The sequence below is a fragment of the Leifsonia poae genome (genome assembly GCF_050632865.1).
GTDB lineage: Bacteria > Actinomycetota > Actinomycetes > Actinomycetales > Microbacteriaceae > Leifsonia > Leifsonia poae_B.
The window spans coordinates 129,521-148,737 of the sequence record NZ_JBODSA010000002.1 but is presented as its reverse complement, the minus strand read 5'-3'; the positions used below and the strand labels follow the sequence as shown (position 1 = coordinate 148,737).

General features: G+C 71.5%; 12 protein-coding genes, 1 tRNA gene and 1 pseudogene. 5 read left to right on the top strand and 9 right to left on the bottom strand.

Going from position 1 to position 19,217, the window contains the following annotated elements:
- Window positions 1-338: 338 nt before the first annotated feature.
- Together ACRAWB_RS07905 and ACRAWB_RS07900 are read right to left on the bottom strand one after the other, a co-directional pair.
- On the bottom strand, window positions 339-3,155 hold the full coding sequence (locus ACRAWB_RS07905; protein WP_431352845.1) for a LuxR C-terminal-related transcriptional regulator: 2,817 nt from the start codon (window positions 3,153-3,155) through the stop codon (window positions 339-341).
- A 164-nt stretch (window positions 3,156-3,319) separates the two neighbouring features.
- On the bottom strand, window positions 3,320-5,113 hold the full coding sequence (locus ACRAWB_RS07900) for an ABC-F family ATP-binding cassette domain-containing protein (protein WP_431352844.1): 1,794 nt from the start codon (window positions 5,111-5,113) through the stop codon (window positions 3,320-3,322).
- A gap of 43 nt (window positions 5,114-5,156) precedes the next feature.
- Here ACRAWB_RS07900 and ACRAWB_RS07895 point away from each other — a divergent pair, with 43 nt between their 5' ends.
- Window positions 5,157-6,788, top strand: a complete 1,632-nt coding sequence (locus ACRAWB_RS07895; protein ID WP_431352843.1) for an acyl-CoA dehydrogenase family protein — start codon at window positions 5,157-5,159, stop codon at window positions 6,786-6,788.
- Window positions 6,789-6,868: 80 nt separating this feature from the next.
- Here ACRAWB_RS07895 and ACRAWB_RS07890 read toward each other — a convergent pair whose 3' ends face one another.
- Window positions 6,869-9,397: a CDP-glycerol glycerophosphotransferase family protein gene (locus ACRAWB_RS07890; protein ID WP_431352842.1), complete on the bottom strand. Its 2,529-nt coding sequence runs from the start codon at window positions 9,395-9,397 to the stop codon at window positions 6,869-6,871.
- A 67-nt stretch (window positions 9,398-9,464) separates the two neighbouring features.
- Complete coding sequence (locus ACRAWB_RS07885; RefSeq protein ID WP_431352841.1) at window positions 9,465-9,968, bottom strand: MarR family winged helix-turn-helix transcriptional regulator; 504 nt, start codon at window positions 9,966-9,968, stop codon at window positions 9,465-9,467.
- A gap of 77 nt (window positions 9,969-10,045) precedes the next feature.
- On the opposite strand from ACRAWB_RS07885, the gene ACRAWB_RS07880 reads away from it, so the two are divergent.
- The 3 genes and pseudogenes from ACRAWB_RS07880 to ACRAWB_RS07870 all read left to right on the top strand — a co-directional run bounded on the left by ACRAWB_RS07880 (window position 10,046) and on the right by ACRAWB_RS07870 (window position 12,564).
- A tRNA-Gln gene (locus ACRAWB_RS07880) sits at window positions 10,046-10,117 on the top strand.
- Window positions 10,118-10,144: 27 nt separating this feature from the next.
- A pseudogene (glmU, locus tag ACRAWB_RS07875) lies at window positions 10,145-11,586 on the top strand (bifunctional UDP-N-acetylglucosamine diphosphorylase/glucosamine-1-phosphate N-acetyltransferase GlmU).
- Complete coding sequence (locus ACRAWB_RS07870; protein WP_363805032.1) at window positions 11,587-12,564, top strand: ribose-phosphate diphosphokinase; 978 nt, start codon at window positions 11,587-11,589, stop codon at window positions 12,562-12,564. It abuts the pseudogene before it with no gap.
- Here the strand turns inward: ACRAWB_RS07870 and ACRAWB_RS07865 are convergent.
- Window positions 12,536-13,858: a glycosyltransferase gene (locus ACRAWB_RS07865; RefSeq protein ID WP_431352840.1), complete on the bottom strand. Its 1,323-nt coding sequence runs from the start codon at window positions 13,856-13,858 to the stop codon at window positions 12,536-12,538. The two genes, ACRAWB_RS07870 and ACRAWB_RS07865, sit on opposite strands and share 29 nt — an antisense overlap.
- A 66-nt stretch (window positions 13,859-13,924) precedes the next feature.
- Between ACRAWB_RS07865 and ACRAWB_RS07860 the strand changes: the two genes are divergently transcribed.
- On the top strand, window positions 13,925-14,590 hold the full coding sequence (locus ACRAWB_RS07860) for a TetR/AcrR family transcriptional regulator (protein ID WP_431352839.1): 666 nt from the start codon (window positions 13,925-13,927) through the stop codon (window positions 14,588-14,590).
- Here ACRAWB_RS07860 and ACRAWB_RS07855 read toward each other — a convergent pair.
- From ACRAWB_RS07855 to ACRAWB_RS07840, 4 genes are all read right to left on the bottom strand, one after another.
- The gene (locus tag ACRAWB_RS07855; protein ID WP_431352838.1) at window positions 14,559-14,909 is read right to left on the bottom strand and encodes a hypothetical protein; all 351 of its coding nucleotides are present in this window, start codon (window positions 14,907-14,909) and stop codon (window positions 14,559-14,561) included. The two genes, ACRAWB_RS07860 and ACRAWB_RS07855, sit on opposite strands and share 32 nt — an antisense overlap.
- Before the next feature lie 98 nt (window positions 14,910-15,007).
- Complete coding sequence (gndA, locus tag ACRAWB_RS07850; protein ID WP_431352837.1) at window positions 15,008-16,465, bottom strand: NADP-dependent phosphogluconate dehydrogenase; 1,458 nt, start codon at window positions 16,463-16,465, stop codon at window positions 15,008-15,010.
- A gap of 130 nt (window positions 16,466-16,595) precedes the next feature.
- Window positions 16,596-18,023: a glucuronate isomerase gene (uxaC, locus tag ACRAWB_RS07845; RefSeq protein ID WP_431352836.1), complete on the bottom strand. Its 1,428-nt coding sequence runs from the start codon at window positions 18,021-18,023 to the stop codon at window positions 16,596-16,598.
- Entirely contained in the window at window positions 18,020-19,084 is a 1,065-nt protein-coding gene (locus ACRAWB_RS07840) for a LacI family DNA-binding transcriptional regulator (protein WP_431352835.1), read from the bottom strand. Before ACRAWB_RS07840 ends, uxaC begins: the two co-directional genes overlap by 4 nt.
- Between the last annotated feature and the right edge of the window lie 133 nt (window positions 19,085-19,217).

Below are 19,217 nucleotides of genomic sequence, written 5' to 3'. Positions count from 1 at the left end.
CAGCCTCGCCGCCCGCGAGCCCAGGCGCGCGACCGATCCGGAATCTGTGGAGAACTCCCCACGGACGCGATCTGTGGAACGTCGGACATCAACGGTCGAATCTCCGACGATAGGCAGTCCTGCAGGAATCTCGAACCCAGGAGGGCCAAATTTCCGACGTTGGGACGAGGGGAAAAAAGGCCAGAGCACGCACCCTGAGGATGCCCGGCCGGCGGCGCGCGTCGGGTTGAGACGATTCGTCCATGCGGGAAGCGTTTCCGCGAACCGGGCCGGGCATCCCGGGTCACTTCACACTAAGCGACCACCCCGCGACGCGCCCTGCTCGGGGGTCGAAACCGTCAAGATTTGACGGGTCTGCGCCGCGACAGCGTCCGCAGGTCGCGGCGCGAGCGCAGCCCGAGCTTCGACAGGATGTTCCGCACGTGGAAGTTCACCGTCGTCACCGAGACGTACAGCCGCTCCGCGATCTCCTTGTTCGTCATCCCGGCCGCGAGCGCGTGGGCCACCTGGCGCTCCCGCGTGGTGAGCGTGGCGAGCGGGTCCACGGGGGCGGCCGGCGCCGCGTCGGCCTGGTCCAGGATGCGCACGGCGCGGGCGAGGTACCCGGACGCCCCGAGCCGGCGGAAGGTCGCGGCGGCCGCCTCCAGCTGCGTCCGCGCGTCCGCGCCCCCTGCCGCGAGCCCGAGCCGTCCCGCGTCCGCCGCCGCCACCGCCTGCGGGAACGGGAACAGCGACCCCGCGGGATCCGTCGCAGCGTCCCCGTACGCCGAGAGCGCGTCGGCGTCCCGACCCTCGGCCTCCAGGACACGTCCCTCCAGCCAGCGCAGCGACCCGTAGTACGGACGCCACATCCCCGGCGCCGCGCACCGCTCGTAGGCCTCACGAGCCTCCGACGCCCGCCCGAGCGCTGCGAGCGCGTCCACCCGGTACGTCAGCCAGCCGAGCGTGGACCCGCGCGATGCGGCCGCCTCCGCCTCCGCGGTCGCGGCCAGCTGCTCCTCGGGCCGCCCGAGCGCCCGGGCCAGCTCGGCGCGCGCGAGGTACGGCAGGTCGCCGTCGTACGAGCCGGTGATCCGCGGATCCGCCTGCGCGGCCGCCCGCAGCCGCTCGTCGACCGCCTCGGCCTCGCCGCGTCCCGCGCGCACCAGCGCCGAGGTCCACAGGGCGATCGGCCAGCAGGAGAGGTCCGTCTCGTCGAGCGCCAGCGCGACCGCCGTGTCCGCCAGCGTGACCGACTCCTCCCATTCGCCGGTGAGGAACAGGATGTGCGCGTACATCGTCCGCGCGAATCCGGCGGTCCAGCTGGTCGGGAAGCGGCGCACCAGGTCCGCGGCGCGCGAGAGGTCGGCGCGCCACCGGTCGACGTCGCCCGTCAGGATGAACACCCGGGCGCGCCCGACCAGGGCATCCACCGTCGCCGGGGACTCGTGCCCGGCGGTCAGCTCGTCCAGTTCGGCGACCAGCGGCCCGAACAGCTCCGGCCGACGAGCGTGCGACGCCGAGATGACCGCCCACCCCAGGAGGCGCGTCAGGTCGTCCTGAGGCGCCGCCAGCCAGCGCAGGGCGGGGTCGGCGACCTCGTCGGGAGCGGGGCTGCCGGCGATGTGCCGGCGCGACGTCTCCAGATGGTCGAGCACGCCCGCGAAGTCGCCCATCGCCATGAGCACCTTCGGCAGCGCCTCCGCCGCGTGTGCCCGGATCGCCCGCTCGTCGGGTGTCGTCGCGGGCCGGCGCTCCAGTTCCAGCGCGAGCGCCAGGGCGCCGGGCAGGTCGCGGGAGAGCGTCCGCACCTCGAGCAGCACCGCGTCGCGGGTGGGAGAAGACGGCAGCGCCTCGTACGCGGGACGCAGCTCCAGGATGCGCTCGTGCATCCGGAACCGCATCGCGATGAGTCCGAGCTCGAGCAGCGCCCGCTCCGCCTCGGCGCCTGCGGCCAAGTCGACGGCCGACCGCGCATAGCTCAGAGCCTGCTCCGCCTGCCCGAGGTCGGACACCGCCAGCGCCGCACCCAGGAGCTCCCGGACGAGGCCGGGGTCGGCCTGGTCGGCCGCCTCCACCCGGTGCCGTAGCGCGCGGTGCCCGGAAAGCACCTCGGCGGCGACGCGGTGGATGGCGATCCGGCGATCGAGCGGCACCTCCGCGGCGAGCGCGTCGGCGAGCAGCGCGTGCGCCGGCTCGACCCGCACCACGCCGTCCCGCGTCTCGGCGAGCACCAGCCCGCGCGCTACGGCGGCGTGCACGTCCACGTCGGCGCCGAGCCGTGTCGCGATGGTGCCGACCACCGGCAGCGGCAGCGGGTCGCGCAGCACGGCGACGAGCTCGGCTGCGGCGCGCACCGAGGGGTCCGCGCCTTCCAGGGACGCGGAGATGGCGGTCGCGAGGGGCGTGATCGCGGTGCCCGGGAGGTCCCAGCCTGCGGGATGCACGGCCTGCGCGAACGTCTCCCGCAGCTGCCCCAGCAGCACGCTCAGGAGCAAGGGTGACCCTTGCGTCGCCTCGGTCAGGCGGGTCGCCGTGCGGCGGGAGATGGGGTGGCCCAGGAGGTGGCGGGCCAGCTCCTGCGTGTCCGCGACGGTCAGCGGCGTCAGATCGACGCGGGCGTGATTGGTCGTCGTCGAGGCGATGTCGTCGAACAGGGCGACCACGTTGTTCTGCTGCGGCCGCGTCGCCGCGGTGAAGAGGAATCCCTGGTCGGCGAGGCGGCGCACGACGAAGCGGAGCGCACGCGCAGACGGTTCGTCGACCCACTGCGCGTCGTCCACGATGAGGCACACCGGGCCGTCGATCGCGTCCACGGCGTCGAGCAGGAGACGGCCGACGGTCAGCGGGTCATCCCCGGGTGCCGGGGAGGGGATGCGCGCCGAGGAGCTGCGGCCGCGTCCGCGCAGCCCGTTCAGCCCGCGGATCAGCGTCTCCACGGTGGCGTAGGCGAGATCGGACTCGAACGAGTCGGCGTGGACGCGGAGCACCGTCCATCCTTCGAGCCGTTCGGCGACGTCGGCCAGCAGAGCGGTCTTGCCGAGGCCCGCCTCGCCGGTCACCAGCACGGCGCCACCGCGCTCGCGCGCCCGGTGGGCCACCAGGAGGATCGTCTCCCGGGCATGGTCCCGTCCGAACAGGGGCCGCGTCTCCACGGCCCCGATCTCCTCGCTCACGTGCCGCTCCCGTTCCCCCTCGGCCGCGTCGGGTCGGGTACGCGGACGATTCTCAGGATCATCGCACAGTGCGGACGGCGATTCGTTCCCCAGTCCGGGGGTGTGCGCAGGCGCAAGCGTTCTGTCCGTCCGCCGGCGTGATGCCGCTGGGCCGCTGGCGGGAGTCAGCCCTCCAGCTGTTCGGAGAGCTCCAGCCAACGGGTCTCGAGGTCGGCGATCTCGCCCTCCAGCGTCCGAAGCTCGTCGGTGAGGCGGCCCAGGCCGACGTAGTCGCTCTGGTCATGCCGTGCCAGTTCCTCATGCTTCGCCGCGACCTGATCGGTCACCTTGGCGAGGCGCCGGTCGAGCGCCGTGAGCTCCTTCTCGGCGGTGCGCAGCGCGGCGCCCGAGAGGGCGGGGGCGGAGGCCGTCGCCCCGGCCGCGGACGGCGCCGACGCCGTCCCGTCGCTCGCGCTCTGCGCCCGCCGCAGCCGCAGGTACTCGTCCACCCCGCCGGGCAGGTGCCGCAGGCGGCCGTCCAGCACCGCGTACTGCTGGTCGGTGACCCGCTCCAGCAGATAGCGGTCGTGCGAGACGACGAGCAGCGTCCCGGGCCACGAGTCGAGCAGGTCCTCCATCGCGGCGAGCATGTCGGTGTCGAGGTCATTGGTCGGCTCGTCCAGGATGAGGACGTTGGGCTCGTCGAGCAGGATGAGGAGCAGCTGGAGGCGGCGCTTCTGGCCGCCCGACAGGTCCTTCACCGGCGTGGAGAGCTGCGCGTTCGTGAAGCCGAGCCGTTCCAGCATCTGGCCGGGGCTCACCTCCTTGCCGCCCGCGAGATACGTCGTCTTCTTCCCCGCGACCACCGCGCTGACCCGCTCGTCGCGCACCTCGTCCAGCTCGTCGAGCTGCTGCGTCAGGGTCGCGATCTTGACGGTCTTGCCGCGCTTCACGCGACCGGAGTCCGGCTGCACGGTGCCGGCGACGAGGCCGAGCAGGGTCGACTTGCCCGCGCCGTTCACGCCCAGGATGCCGGTGCGCTCGCCCGGAGCGATGCGCCACTCGACGTCCCGCAGGACGGTCTTGGGCGGATACGAGACAGAGACGTCGAGCAGGTCGACCACGTCCTTGCCCAGGCGGGCGGTCGCCAGCGTGGTCAGGGCCACCGTGTCGCGCAGCGGCGGCTCGTCGGCGATCAGCTCGGCCGCGGCGTCCATCCGGAACTTCGGCTTGGACGTGCGCGCGGGCGCCCCGCGACGCAGCCACGCCAGCTCCTTGCGCATGAGGTTCTGACGCTTCGTCTCGGCCACGGCGGCCATCCGGTCGCGCTCGACGCGCTGCAGCACGTAGGCCGCGTAACCGCCCTCGAAGGGCTCGACGATGCCGTCGTGCACCTCCCACGTCGCTGTCGACACCTCGTCGAGGAACCAGCGGTCGTGCGTCACGACCACCAGCGCGCCCGAGCCGGAGGACCAGCGTCCCTTCAGGTGCTGCGCCAGCCAGGCGACGCCCTCGAGGTCGAGGTGGTTCGTCGGCTCGTCGAGGAACAGGATGTCGTGGTCGTGCACCAGCAGCGCGGCGAGTGCGACGCGCCGCCGCTGCCCGCCGGAGAGCTCCCCGATGGTCGCATCCCACCGGATGTCCGACACGAGCCCCGCGAGCACGTCCCGGACCCGCGGATCGCCGGCCCACAGGTGCTCCTCGCGGTCGCCGACGATCGCGTGCCCGACGGTCAGCTGCGCCGGCAGTTCGTCGCGCTGGTCGAGCATCCCGACCGTCACATCCCGCCGCCGTGTGACCCGGCCGGAGTCGGGTTCTAGGCGTCCGGCGAGCAGCTGCAGGAGCGTCGACTTGCCGTCGCCGTTGCGGCCGACGACGCCGATGCGGTCGCCCTCCGCGAGGCCGAGGGTGACGGAGTCGAACACGGTGCGCGTCGGGTACTCCAGGTGCAGCGCTTCCGCGCCGAGAAGGTGAGCCATGAGGCCATCCAGCCTACCGGGGATGCCGCACTAGACTCCCGCCATGGTCACCCACACCGTCGTGAACCAGCCTCCGCCGCGCGTCGACGTCGACGAGTTCGCCGCCAACGCGCCGCTGCGCGAGGGCGTGGAGCGGTACGACGCGGGCTGGGCGGCCGCTTCGCTCGGCGAGATCGGGCGACTCGTCGGGTCGGCGTCCTTCCAGCGGGATGCAGAGCTCGCGAACGTCCACGAGCCGCAGCTGCGCGCGTTCGACCGCTGGGGCAACCGGATCGACGAGGTCGAGTACGACGACGGGTACCACCGCGTGATCGCCCAGGCCGTGGCCGCCGGGGCGCACACCTCCGCGTGGGCCGAACCCCGGCCGGGCGCGAACGTCGCCCGCGCCGCCACCTTCATGCTGTTCGCGCAGGTCGAGCCCGGGCACGCCTGTCCCGTCTCCATGACGCACGCGGCCGTCCCTGCGCTCGCCGCCTCCGAGTCCCTGTCCGCCGAATGGATGCCGCGCCTGCTCAGCCGCGAGTACGACGCCCGGCTGCACGCGGACAAGACGTCGGCGCTGTTCGGGATGGCGATGACCGAGAAGCAGGGCGGCTCGGACGTCCGCGCCAACACCACGCGGGCGCTCGCCGACGGCGACGGACGCTGGCTGCTCACCGGGCACAAGTGGTTCTGCTCGGCGCCGATGTCGGATGCGTTCCTGGTCCTGGCGCAGACCGCGGCCGGGCTGTCGTGCTTCCTGGTTCCGCGGGTGCTGGACGACGGCGACCGCAACGTGTTCCTCCTCCAGCGGCTGAAGGACAAGCTCGGCAACCGCTCCAACGCGTCCAGCGAGGTCGAGTTCGACGGGACGGTCGGCTACCTGCTAGGGGAGGAGGGACGCGGCGTGCGCACCATCCTGGAGATGGTCAATCGCACGCGGCTCGACTGCGTCTACGGCAGCGCGGCGGGGATGCGTCAGGCGGTCGCGGAGGCGGCGTGGCACGTCCGGCACCGTTCGGCGTTCGGCGCTCGGCTGATCGACCAGCCGGCGATGGCCGCTGTGCTCGCCGACCTGGCGTTGGAGTCGGAGGCGGCGACCACGGTCGCGCTGCGGCTGGCGCGGGCGCACGACGCGGACGCGCCGTCGTCGGATGTCGCGTTCCGGCGGCTGGCCACGGCCGTGACGAAGTACTGGGTGTGCAAGCGCGGCCCGGGACACGCGTACGAGGCGCTGGAATGCCTCGGCGGGAACGGGTACACCGAGGCGTTCCCGCTGGCGCGACGGTACCGGGAGCAGCCGGTGATGGCGATCTGGGAGGGGTCGGGCAACGTCATCGCGCTGGATGTGCTGCGCGCCCTGCGCAGGGAGCCGGCGGCGTGGGAGGCGTTCGACGCGGAGTTGGCGGCTGCCCGCGGCGTGTACCGGACCTTCGACGCGCACCACGACCGGCTGCGGGCGCGGGTCGCATCGTGCGTCGCGGCCGCGGACGCCGATCCGGTCGCCGCTGAGGCGTCGGTGCGCTCGCTCGTGTCCGCGCTCGCCGTCGCGCTGCAGGCCTCGCTCCTCATCCGGGACGCGCCGGCCCCGGTCGCCGACGCGTTCGTCGCCGCCCGCCTCGGGCCCGAGCGCGGCTCCCTCTACGGCGAGCTCCCGACCGGCCTCGATCTTCCGGCCCTGCTCGCGCGCGCCTGACGACGCCCCCATCGAGTCCGCAAAGAGTGCACGCCCCACCGGCGTGTCGCGTGCAGTCTTTGCGGACTCGGGGGTGGGGGCTAGTCGGCGGGGGCGGGGGCGGGGGCCGGGACGGGGACGGCGCCGATCGCGGCGTAGAACTCGGCGACGGCCTTGCGGTTATAGGCGACGTAGTCGAAGTGGCTGTCGGGCACGTCGCCGCGCAGGTACGCGCGCATCCCGTCGGCCACGCCCTCGACCGTCTGCGGCACGACCATGCCGCTCCCGACGGGCAGGGCGTTCTTCGCCGACGCGAACTCGACCGTGACGATCGGCAGCTGCAGGACCAGCGCCTCCAGCAGCACCATCGGCTGCCCCTCGTAGTCGCTCGACAGCACGAAGCAGTCGGCCTTCGCCATGATCGCGTGCGGGTTCCGCTGCATGCCGGTGAGGAACACCGACCCCTGCAGCCCGAGCTCCGCGACCAGCGCCTCCAGATCACCCGCGAGCGGACCGGACCCCACCACGACGAGCCGGGTGCGCGGGTTCTCGGCGTGCACCGCGGCGAACGCGCGGATGAGGCGCGTCTGGTTCTTCTCCGGGGAGAGTCGACCCACGTTCACGAAGGTCGTCACGTCCTCGTCGTCGGCGAGCAGCAGCTCAGCCCAGTCCGGGATGCTGCCCGTCTCCTCGTCGAACGTCAGCTCGTGCAGGTCGCCGGCGGCGTTCTCGAGGATGTGCTCGGCGTCCACCGTGTTCAGTGCCGACACGAACTTCTCGGGCGCCGCGTATTCGTTCAGCGCGTCGCGGTTGATCTGCGACAGCGTCGGCGACACGGAGACGAGGTGGTCGTACTGCCCGTAGAGGGTGAAGATCTGCGTGAGGCTGTGCAGCATCCGCTTCTCGCCGTTCACCTCGCGGTGCGCGTCGGAGGCGAGGTCGTTGTGCAGCCAGATCGCCCGCTGCGCGTCGGGGGAGTGCAGCAGCAGTGTCGCCCAGAACGGCCCGTAGCCCGAGAAGTCGACTACGTAGTCGAACCGGCTCTCGCCGAAGCAGCGGTACCACTCGTCGTCCCACAGCTGGTTCTGCGCCGGGATGTCCGCGTGCTGCGCGATGCGCCCGCGCCGGAAGTCGAGGTGGCGGGCGAGGTGCAGCAGCTTGGCGCCGTTCATGCCGCCGACGCGCGGGAACTGGCGCACGTCGGGATGGATCTGCATCTGCTTGCCCTGGATGACCCGCGACCGGCTCTGCGCGAAGAAGGCGGACACGTCGTAACGCTCGTGGTCGATGTTGTTGAGCAGATTGAGGGCGGACGTCGTGATGCCGTTGGGCCGCATCCCGCCGAGGTACAGCAGGATCTTCTGCCGGCCGTCATCGGCGAGGTCGGTGCGGAGGCGGTAGCCCTCGCGCACCCCGCGGAAGACGATGTCGACGACCCGCTTGGACGCCTGTCCGTCCTCGTAGGGCGTGAAACGACGCTGCATGTCGAGGTACTTCTCGCGCGACGCCTCGGGCACCGCGTCCCCGTTCTCGGCGATCGCGTGGAGCTCGTCGCCGACCTCGCGCGCCGACATCAGCACCGGGCCCGGCCACTCCTCCGGCTCGAAGTAGAGCCCTCGGGTGCCGGCGTAGTCGGCGAGATCGGGTGTGAAGAACACGATCGGCCGGCCGGTCTGCAGGAAGTCGAAGAAGATGCTCGAGTAGTCGGAGATGAGCATGTCCGTCGCGCCGAGCACCAGGTTGGTCGGGATCTCGTTCGGCACGAGCATCCGCTTCAGCTCCGGCCGGTCGGCGGCCATCGCGTGCACGGTTTGGTGCGTCTTCAGCAGCACGGCGTACCGGCTGGTGTCGATGCGCTCCTCGATCTGCGCGATGTGCGCGAGCAGGGCGTCCAGGTCGTCCTCGGGCCGCCCGAAGGTCGCGCCCTTCCAGGTCGGTGCGTACAGGATGACCTTGCGGTCGCCGAGCGGGATACCGGCGCCGACGAGCCGCTGCCGCACCAGTTCGCGTTCGCGCTCGTCGAGGAACTGCCGGTCGATACGCGGGTAGCCCTCCTCGACGAGGGTGCCGCGGTAGACACCGGTGAGCTTGTACCCGGTCTGATACATCTGCTCCGACATGAACGGGTTCGCCGAGAGCAGGTAGTCGGCCTGGACGAAGTTCCGGATGATGTTCGCCGTGGCGAGCGCGCCGCCCTCGATGTCGTAGCCCATCCGCTTCAGCGGGGTGCCGTGCCAGGTGTTGAGGTACACCTGCCCGGGACGCTTGGAGAAGTCCGGCGGGAAGGTCGCGTTGTTGACGAGGTACTGGCTGGTGGCGAGCGCCCGGTAGTACGCGGCGGACCCGTAGCGGACGAAGGTGACGCGGTCGTCGCCGGAGAACTCCTGAACTGCGGCACGGTAGAGCGACAGGTCGGAGAGCGCCCAGATGTGCGTCAGGTGATGCAGGTCGGGCGCGGCAAGCAGCTCCCGGAACAGGGCCTCCGGGTTGTCGAGCATCCCGTTGCCCGAGAACGACTCGTAGAACACCGACCCCTGCACGATGGGCTGACGGCGCCAATGCGCGTGGATCTCATAGCGCGCGGCGCGCTTGACCCGGGAGGGCAGTCGCTTCAGTCGGGAGAGTTTCATCTCCACCGAGTTTATGAGAGCGGCATAACGGCCACCTGGGAGCGGGGTATGCGGTGGGCGACCGACGTCAAGCCTCGGCGTCGAACCCCAGACTCAGCTTCCGCAGCAACCCCGCCAGCCGCTCCGCATCCGCCGCCGACAGCCCTTCGAGCAGTTCCGCTTCCGCATCCACCAGCCGCGTGATCGCCGCATCCACCCGGGTCAGTCCTGCCGCCGTCATCTGCACCAGGATGCCGCGGCCGTCGTTCGGGTCGGTGCGGCGCTCGACCAGCCCGCGCGCGACGAGGCGGTCGATGCGGTTCGTCATCGTGCCGGACGAGACCAGGGTCTGCTGCAGCAGGGACTTCGGGCTCAGCTGGTACGGCGCGCCGGCGCGGCGGAGGGCGGCCAGCACGTCGAACTCCCACGAGTCGAGGTCGGAGCGCTCGAAGGCGGCGCGGCGGGCGCGGTCCAGGTGGCGGGAGAGGCGGTCGACCCGCGAGAGCACCTGCAGCGGGGCGAAGTCGAGGTCCGGGCACTCGCGCAGCCAGGCGTCGACGATGCGGTCCACCTCGTCTCGTGCGTCGGCCATCCCCCATGCTATTGGGGTCGGGTGCGGCTCGCGGGCGGGACGCGTCTGGCAGACTGTCACCTGCGCGAAACGCGTGTTCCGCCTTGGTGTAATGGCAGCACGACAGCCTTTGGAGCTGTTAGGTCCAGGTTCGAGTCCTGGAGGCGGAGCGCAACCATGCGAACCCCTGGAGAGACATGACCGACCAGAATCTCGCCATCGTCGTCCTCGCGGCGGGGCAGGGAACGCGGATGAAGTCCGCGACCCCCAAGCTCCTGCACCCGCTCGGCGGCATCCCGATCGTGTCGCACGTGCTCGCGACGGCGCACGAGCTGGACGCGGCTCACGTCGTCGCGGTCGTCCGGCACGAGCGCGACCGGCTCGCCGAGGTCATCCAGGCGGACATGCCCGAGGCCGTCATCGTCGACCAGGACGAGGTGCCGGGCACGGGACGCGCGGTCGAGCAGGCCATCGCGGCCCTCCCGGACGACTTCTCCGGCGACGTGCTCGTCGTCAACGGCGACGTGCCGCTCCTCGACGCGGCCACCCTGCGCGACTTGATCGCGAAGCACCGCTCCGGTGAGGCCGCGGCGACCATCCTCTCCTCCTTCCCGGCCGACGCCACCGGCTACGGCCGCATCGTCCGCACGCCCGAGGGCCACCTCGACCGCATCGTGGAGCACAAGGACGCGACCGACGACGAGCGCGCCATCGGCGAGATCAACGCCGGCATCTATCTCTTCGGCCTTGCCGCGCTGCGCGACAAGCTGGCCCTCGTCTCGACCGACAACGCACAGGGCGAGAAGTACCTCACGGACGTGATCGGCCTGCTTCGCGAAGCGGGCTTCGACGTGGATGCGCTCCCGGTCTCCGAGTCGTGGCTGGTCGAGGGCATCAACGACCGCGCGCAGCTGAGCGATGCGGCCGCGAAGCTCAACGCGCTCATCGTGCGCACCTGGCAGCTCGCCGGGGTCACCGTCCAGGACCCGGCGACGACGTGGATCGATGTCAAGGCGAAGCTGGAGCCCGACGTCACCCTCCTCCCGGGCACGCAGCTGCGCGGTGCGACCCTCGTCGAGACCGGTGCGACGATCGGACCGGACACCACCCTCCTCGACACCGAGGTCGGCGCGGGTGCGACCGTGAAGCGCACGGATGCGACGCTCGCCGTGATCGGGGCCGGCGCGACCGTCGGCCCGTTCGCCTACCTCCGTCCGGGCACCGTGCTCGGCGCCCACGGCAAGATCGGCACGTTCGTCGAGACGAAGAACGCAACCATCGGCGAGGGCACCAAGCTCGCTCACTTCAACTACGTCGGCGACGCCGAGGTGGGCGAGGGGGCAACCTCGGCGCGGGCGTCATCACCGCCAACTACGACGGCGTGAACAAGCACCGCACGGTCATCGGCTCGCACGTCCGCATCGCCACGAACACGGCACTCGTCGCGCCGGTTAGGATAGGTGACGGAGCGTACACGGGTGCGGGAACGGTCGTCCGCAAGGACGTCCCGGCGGGAGCCCTCGCCATCACCGTCGCCCCGCAACGCAATATCGAAGGCTGGGTCGCGGAGAAGCGGCCGGGCACTGACGCCGACAAGGCGGCACGCGAGAGCGACGCCTCGGCAGAGAGCGGAGAATAAGTGTCAGGGATCACCGCGACCGGCCAGAAACGACTCGTCCTGATCTCCGGTCGCGCGCATCCCCAGCTCGCGCAGGAGATCGCGGAGTGCCTGGGAAGCGAGCTGATCCCCACCGACGCCCGCACTTTCGCCAACGGCGAGATCTACGCGCGTTTCGACGAGAGCGTCCGCGGCTCGGATGCGTTCGTCATCCAGTCGCACACGTCGCCGATCAACGAATGGCTCATGGAGCAGCTGATCATGGTGGATGCGCTCAAGCGCGCGTCCGCCAAGCGCATCACGGTGGTGGCCCCGTTCTACCCGTACGCCCGCCAGGACAAGAAGGGCCGCGGCCGCGAGCCGATCTCCGCCCGCCTCGTCGCCGACCTCTTCAAGGCGGCGGGCGCCGACCGCATCATGTCGGTCGACCTGCACGCCGCGCAGATCCAGGGCTTCTTCGACGGTCCGGTCGACCACCTGTTCGCGATGCCGGTGCTGCTCGACCACATGAAGCGCGAGCTCGATCCTTCGACTCTGACCGTCGTCTCGCCCGACATGGGCCGCGTTCGCGTCGCCGACATCTGGAGCGACAAGCTCGGCGCGCCCCTCGCGATCATCCACAAGCGCCGCGACCCGCTGGTGCCGAACCAGGTGTCGGTGCACGAGATCGTCGGCGATGTCAACGGCCGCGTCTGCCTGCTCGTCGACGACCTCATCGACACCGGCCGCACGATCGTCAAGGCGGCCGAGGCGCTGAAGGCCGCGGGCGCGACCGGCGTCGTCGTCGCGGCGACGCACGCGGTGTTCAGCGACCCGGCCGTCGAGCTGCTGCAGAGCGACGCGATCGACTCGGTCGTCGTCACCGACACGCTCCCGCTGCCCGAGCACAAGCGCTGGGACAACCTCACCGTGCTGCCGATCGCGCCGCTGCTCGCGAACGCGATCCGCGAGGTGTTCACCGACGGGTCGGTCACCTCGATGTTCGACGGAGCGGCGTAGCCGTTCCCGCGGCGGCGACGATAGCCGCTTCCAGGCCGTCGGCGCCCGGTGAGCGCCGGATCGCTTCGCCGATTCCTGCGCTGCGCTCGGCGTAGCCGGGGTCGCGCAGCACGGCGCGCACCGCATCCCGCACCGCCGCCTCCGATGGTCGGTTCGTCCGCAGGCTGATGCCCACGCCCGACCAGGCGACCCGCGCCGACACCTCCGTCTTGTCCTCGGTGGTCCCGGCGACGACGATCGGCACGCCCTGCTCCATCGCGTAGTGGATGCCGCCGTAGCCGCCGTTCGTGACGTAGACCGCGGTGCGCGGCAGGAATCGGTCATACGGGAGGTACGGGGCGATCCGTGCGTTCGCCGGGAGATCCGCGCCGAGCTCGGCGACCGGGCGCCCGCCGGTGCTCGCGACCACCCACACGTCGTCGTCGGCGAGCGCCCGGATGGTCGGCAGCACCAGGTCGTCGAACCGGCGGTTCGCGACGGTGCCCTGCGTGACGTGGACGATCGGCCGCCCGTCGTCGAGGTCGCCCCACCACGCCGGCAGCGGAGTGTCGGAGGCGCGCGTGCGCGAGATCGGACCGACGAAGCTCACCGGCACCCGCACATCGCCCCGCGGGTACTCGAACTCGGGAACCGTGAACTGCACGACGCCGTCGGAGTGCGACGGCCAGTCGAGCACGAAGCCGTTCAGCCCCGTTCCGGCCTCGGCGCCCGCGCGGACGGCCGCGCGCTGCACCGGCGCGAACACGCCCTTCTCCGCGGCGAGGGTCAGCATCGCGTTGCGCAGCCGCCCCACGCCGCCCGGTCGTGGCGGGATGCCGAGTCCGAACGGCGCCGTGTCCCGGCTCTTGAGGCCGAGCGGCACGATCCCGAGGTTGAGCAGCGGCGGCCGGGAGTCGCGCGGGCGGGAGACGAACAGGGCCGCCCCGAGGAACAGGCTCTCGGCCAGCACGACGTCGATGCGCAGGTCACGGAGGACCGCGTCCACCGCCGCGAGCTGACTGCGCGCCGGCCGCAGGAAGATCTCGGTCATGTCGTAGCGGATGCCCGCGGGCCCGGTCAGCCCGACGCGACCGGGGAACGCCGCATCCATGTCGGTGTCGTCGTAGTCGGCGTCGGCCGGGAGCCGCAGCGCGGTGGCGCCGGTCGCCGCGGCCGCCTGCTGGTAGCGCTCGCCGGTGAGGAAGTGGACGCGGTGGCCGCGCTCCACGAGCGCTCGGCTGACGGCGAGCAGCGGGGTGACGTGGCCGTGCACCGGGGTGCTGCATAGGAGGATGTCGAGCGGGCGGGCGTTCATGGGAGCCTTTCGGGTAGAGTCGAATAAACGTCAACAGTATTCACTACACGTGAAAGGTAGTCAATAGTGGCCACCACCCGTCCGTACCGCTCCACCCTCCGTGAGGAGAACGCGCGGCAGACCCGTCGCCGCATCCTGGAGGCCTCTGCGGCCGTGTTCTCCGCCCGTGGGTACGCGAGCGCGTCGCTTTCCGAGATCGCCGCCGCCGCCGGCGTCTCGGTAGAGAGCGTCAAGGTCCACGGCCCCAAACGGGCGCTGCTGCTTTCCGCGTTCGAGCTGACGTTCGGCGGAGAGGCGGGGGAGGCGTCGCTCACCGAGCGCCCCGAAGTCGCGGCGATCGCCGCCCTCGACGATCCCAAGCGGATGCTCGAAGAGCTCGTCCCGTTCATCGCCGCCGCCAACGCGCGAACGTCCGGGCTCTGGGCGACCTTCACGGCCGCCGCACGGGATGACGAAGCGGTGGGCGCGGTGCTCGCCGAACTGCTCGCGCGCCGTCACGCCGACTACGCGGCGATGGTGGGCCTGCTGGGGGAGCGCGGCATCGTCTCCATCGCCCGGCTGGACGACGACGGCCGCGCCGAGTTGGCCGCCGCCCTGTCGTTCGTCATGTCTCCGGAGGGCCACCAGCAGCTCGTCGGCGAGAGCGGCTGGACCGAAGACCGCTACGCCGCGTGGCTGCTGGCGACGGTCCGCACGCTCATCACGGCAGCCGGTGCGGAGCCGACGGGATGAGTCCGAGCGGGGCCACCCACGTCCCGTCGCCCTCGGTGTTGAGCGCGTAGCACTGCCAGCCCGGGCCGAGGGGCCCCATGAGCTCGAAGCGCGCGGACGATCCCAGCGACTCCGGCTGGTACTGCCGCGCATAGACCGCGCACGTGTAGTCGGCGGTCTGGGTCTGGATGCTGATGGTCAGCAGGATGCCGGGGAGCAGCAGCGCGCCGAGCGCGACGACGACGAAGACCCGGCTGGCCACGGTCATCCCGCGGCCGCGCAGGGGCCGCTCGCCGAGCGGTTCGTACTCCGCGAGCTCGGGGTGGTCGTCGTACGTCACCACCCCATCCTCTCTCGCACCCGCCCCCGAGTACACAAAAAGTGCACGCCGATACGGGAATCGGCGTGCACTCTTCGTGTACTCGGCGGTGGGGGCGGCTAGTGCGAGGAGCCCTCGGTCTCGATCTCGGTGCGGTCGCCGGACCACAGGGTGTGGAACGTGCCCTCCTTGTCGACGCGCTTGTAGGTGTGCGCGCCGAAGAAGTCGCGCTGGCCCTGCACGAGGGCGGCGGGGAGGCGCTTCGAGGCGAGCGAGTCGTAGTACGACAGCGCCGAGCCGAAGCCGGGGACGGGCACTCCGGACATCGCCGCCGTGGCGACGATGCGGCGCCAGGCGTCCTCGCCCTCGCGCACGGCGTCCGCGAAGTACGGCGCCTCGAGCAGGGTCGCGATGTTCGGGTTCTCGTCGTAGGCGTCCGCGATGCGGTTCAGGAACTGGGCGCGGATGATGCAGCCACCGCGCCAGATCTTCGCGATGCGGTCCTTGTGGATGTCCCACCCGTACTTCTCGGCGCCGGCGATGATCGCGTCGAAGCCCTGCGCGTACGCGACGACCTTCGAGGCGTACAACGCCTTGGACACGTCGTCCGCGAAAGCCGCGACGTCGGACGCCTTCTGCCCCTCCGGACGCGACTGGACGGTGGCCTGCACGGCGGCGCGCTGGTTCGGCTTCGACGAGACGGCACGGGCGAACACGGCCTCCGCGATGCCGCCGACCGGGACGCCCAGGTCGAGCGCGTTCTGCACGGTCCAGACGCCGGTGCCCTTGGAGCCCGCCTGGTCGAGGACGATGTCGATGAACGGCTTGCCGGTCTCCGCATCCACCTGGCGCAGCACCTCGGCCGTGATCTCGATCAGGTACGACTCAAGGTAGCCGTTGTTCCACTCGGCGAACACGTCCGCGATCTCGGCAGGCTCGAGGCCGCCGACGGTGCGGAGCAGGTCGTACGCCTCGGCGATCAGCTGCATGTCGGCGTACTCGATGCCGTTGTGGATCATCTTGACGAAGTGACCGGCGCCGTCCGTGCCGACGTGGGTCACGCACGGCTCGCCCTCGGCGACCGCGGCGATGGACTCCAGGATCGGGCCCAGCGTCTCGTACGACTCCGCCGATCCGCCCGGCATGATCGAGGGGCCGTTCAGCGCGCCCTCCTCGCCGCCGGAGATGCCGGCGCCGACGAAGTGGATGCCGGTGGGCGCGATCCGCTTCTCGCGCTCGATGGTGTCGTGGAAATTCGCGTTGCCGCCGTCGACGATGATGTCGCCCGGCTCGAAGCGCTCGACGAGCTGGTCGATGACGGCGTCGGTCCCGCGGCCCGCCTGGACCATGATGATCGCGGTGCGCGGCTTGGAGAGCGAGGCGACGAAGTCGTCCATCTGCTCGGCGGAGACGAAGCCCGCCTCCGGGTGCGCGTTCACCAGCTCCTCCGTGCGGGCGTAGGTGCGGTTGAACACCGCGACCGTGTTGCCCTCGCGGGAGGCGAGGTTGCGGGCCAGGTTCGACCCCATCACCGCCAGACCGACGACTCCGATGTTGGCGGTTGCTTCCTGTGGCACGTCATGCTCCTTCGTGGTGCCGCGGCAGGCGGAGGCCGTCCGCCGCGACGGGATGGGTCCGGGGTCAGCTCTCCCGCTGGTGGCAAGATTCGAGCAGTGTTCCCAGCCTAGCGCGAGGCATATGCCGGGATCAGCCCAGCCGGAACGTGGAGCGCGGGATGTCGTCCACCAGGCGCTGGGCGAGGGCGAAGGCGTCCTCCTCGGCGAGCTGGTGCGTCGCGACGAGTCCGGCGAGGAACGACGCGTCCACGCGCCGCGACATGTCGTGCCGTGCCGGGATGGAGCAGAACGCGCGCGTGTCGTCGATGAACCCGCTGGTCTTGGTGAAGCCGGCGCTGTCGGTGATCGCTCGCCGGTACCGGAGGATCGCGTCCGGGGTGTCGAGGAACCACCAGGGCGCTCCGGCGTACACCGATGGATAGAACCCGGCGAGCGGCGCGATCTCGCGCGAGAACGTGGTCTCGTCGACGGTGAACAGCACGATCCGGAAGGTCGGGTTCGTGCCGAAGTCGCGGAGGATGGGCGTGAGCGGCGTCGTGAAGCCGCCGACCGCGGGAAGGTCGTGACCGGTGTCGGGCCCGAAGGCGTCGAAGGTGGGCCGGTGGTGGTTGCGGATCACGCCCGGGTGGAGCTGCATCACGAGGCCGTCCTCGGCGGACAGCTCGGCGAGGCGGTAGAGCATGTTGCGGCGGTAGGCGACGGCCTCGCCGGCGGTGAGCGTTCCGTCGAGCGCCGCCCGGTGGATGCGCGACGCCTCGGCCTCGTCCAGCGGCTCGCTGCCGGCGTCGGAGACGCCCGTGTCGGTCGCGGTCCCGCCCGCCGCGGCGAAGGCCGCTCGGCGGCGGCGAAGCGCCTCCAGGAGTCCCGGGTACGTCGCGGTGTCGACGTCCGCGACCGCACCCAAGCGCGCAAGGCGTTCAGCCCAACCCGGCTCGTCGGGGTGCATGTAGCGGTCGGCGCGGAAGGTGGGCACGACGCGTCCGGTGAAGGTGGGATCGGCGGCGAGTCGCGCGTGCGCCTCCAGGTCGTCGGCCGGGTCGTCGGTGGTCGCCAGCACCTCGATGCGGAACCGCTCGAAGAGTGCGCGCGGCCGGAAGTCCGGGCGGCCGAGCGTGTCGGCGAGCTGGTCGTACAGCGCGTCCGCGTTCGCCGCCGACGGCTGCTCGGTGAGGCCGAAGACCTCGCTGAACTCCGACTCGAACCAGAAGCGCACCGGCGTGCCGAGGAACGCATCCCAGTGCTCGCACAGCCGCCTCCAGATGGAGCGGCCGGACGCCGAGGAGGGCCGGCCGTCGCGGGCGAACCCGAGCTCGTCGAGGGGCACGCCGACCGCGTGGAGCATGCGGATCACGTAGTGGTCGGGGGTGATGAGCAGGGCGGCCGGGTCCGGGAAGGGGTCATCGTCGGCCAGCATCCGCGCGTCGACGTGGCCGTGCGGCGAGAGGATGGGGGCATCGGCGACCTGCGCATGCAGCCGGCGAGCGAGGTCCCGGACCCCGGGATCGGCGGGGAAGAGCCGGTCGGGATGCGGCGCCAGGGGCGTGGTCGGAGCGGTCATGGGGTGGGGTTTCCCTTCGTCGGGGCGGTGCGGCCGGCGTCGTCGCCGGGGGCCGGGCCTGTCGAGTCGCGGACGGTGAGGTGCGTGGGGAGCGTGGTCGCGTGCCGGGCGACCGGTGTCAGCCCGTCGTCCAGTCGGGAGAGCAGCATGGACACGGCGGTGCGGCCCGCCTGCTCGATCGGCGCGGTGAGGGTGGTGAGCGGCGGATTGCAGAAGTCGGCGCCGAAGATGTCGTCGCAGCCGACGATGCTGATGTCTCCCGGCACGTCGACGCCGCGCTCGCGGAAGCGCGCGAGCATCCCGATCGCCAGCAGGTCGTTGAACGCCACGCACGCCGTCACCCCGGAGTGGAGGATCGCGTCGGCGGCGGCCGCGCCGGCGTACTTCCGCGGCGCGAACGGCCCGACCCGCTGGACGTCGATGCCGTACCGATCGCCGGCTCGGAGCATGGCCCGCCAGCGCCCGGCGTTCGGCCAGGAGGTGTCCGGGCCCGCCGCGTACGCGATCCGGGTGTGCCCGAGGGATGCCAGGTGCCCCACCGCCTGCTCGATGGCGGACGGAGTGTCGATGAACACGCTGGCGACCCCGCGCGTCTGCCGGTTGATCGCCACGAGCGGGACCTCGGCGGCGAGGGCGGTGAGCCGCCGGTCGGTGAGGCGCGACGCGGCCAGGATCGCGCCGTCGAAGGAGCGACGGAGCTTGTGCAGCATCCCGTCCTCCAGCTCGTCCGACTCCTCGGTGTCGACCAGCAGCTGCGTGTAGCCGGCCGCCTTCAGCTGGTGCTGTGTGCCCCGGATGATGCCGAAGTAGAACGGATTCGTCACGTCGGACACGAGCACCGCGATGGCGCGCGTGCGGCCGCTGGTGAGGGCGCGGGCCTGCGAGTTCGGCACGTAGTCGAGCTCGCGGGCCGCGCGCTCGATGCGCTCCCGGGTGACGGCGTTGACGCGTCCGGGGTTCGACAGGGCGCGTGAGGCCGTCGAGGTCGCCACGCCGCTGCGCGCGGCGACGTCGGCGAGGGTCGCCGGACGATCGTTTCGGCTCGTCGATGAGGAGTCCACACCCACATCCGACCACACGATGGCAAATTGTGGCAAACGGTTGCGGCAAAAAATTCCACCACTTTAGAGTCATGCCCAACCTCGGCCCCATCGGCCGAGCGGATCGCAGCTTCACATTCCTGCCTCGAAGGAG

What these genes read in the sequence shown, in the direction of transcription:
- ACRAWB_RS07900 (WP_431352844.1), bottom strand. Translation starts at nt 5,113, where the DNA reads ATGGCTCACCTTCTCGGCGCGGAAGCGCTGCACCTGGAGTACCCGACG.
- ACRAWB_RS07895 (WP_431352843.1), top strand. Translation starts at nt 5,157, where the DNA reads ATGGTCACCCACACCGTCGTGAACCAGCCTCCGCCGCGCGTCGACGTC.
- ACRAWB_RS07890 (WP_431352842.1), bottom strand. Translation starts at nt 9,397, where the DNA reads ATGAAACTCTCCCGACTGAAGCGACTGCCCTCCCGGGTCAAGCGCGCC.
- ACRAWB_RS07885 (WP_431352841.1), bottom strand. Translation starts at nt 9,968, where the DNA reads ATGGCCGACGCACGAGACGAGGTGGACCGCATCGTCGACGCCTGGCTG.
- ACRAWB_RS07865 (WP_431352840.1), bottom strand. Translation starts at nt 13,858, where the DNA reads ATGAACGCCCGCCCGCTCGACATCCTCCTATGCAGCACCCCGGTGCAC.
- uxaC (WP_431352836.1), bottom strand. Translation starts at nt 18,023, where the DNA reads ATGACCGCTCCGACCACGCCCCTGGCGCCGCATCCCGACCGGCTCTTC.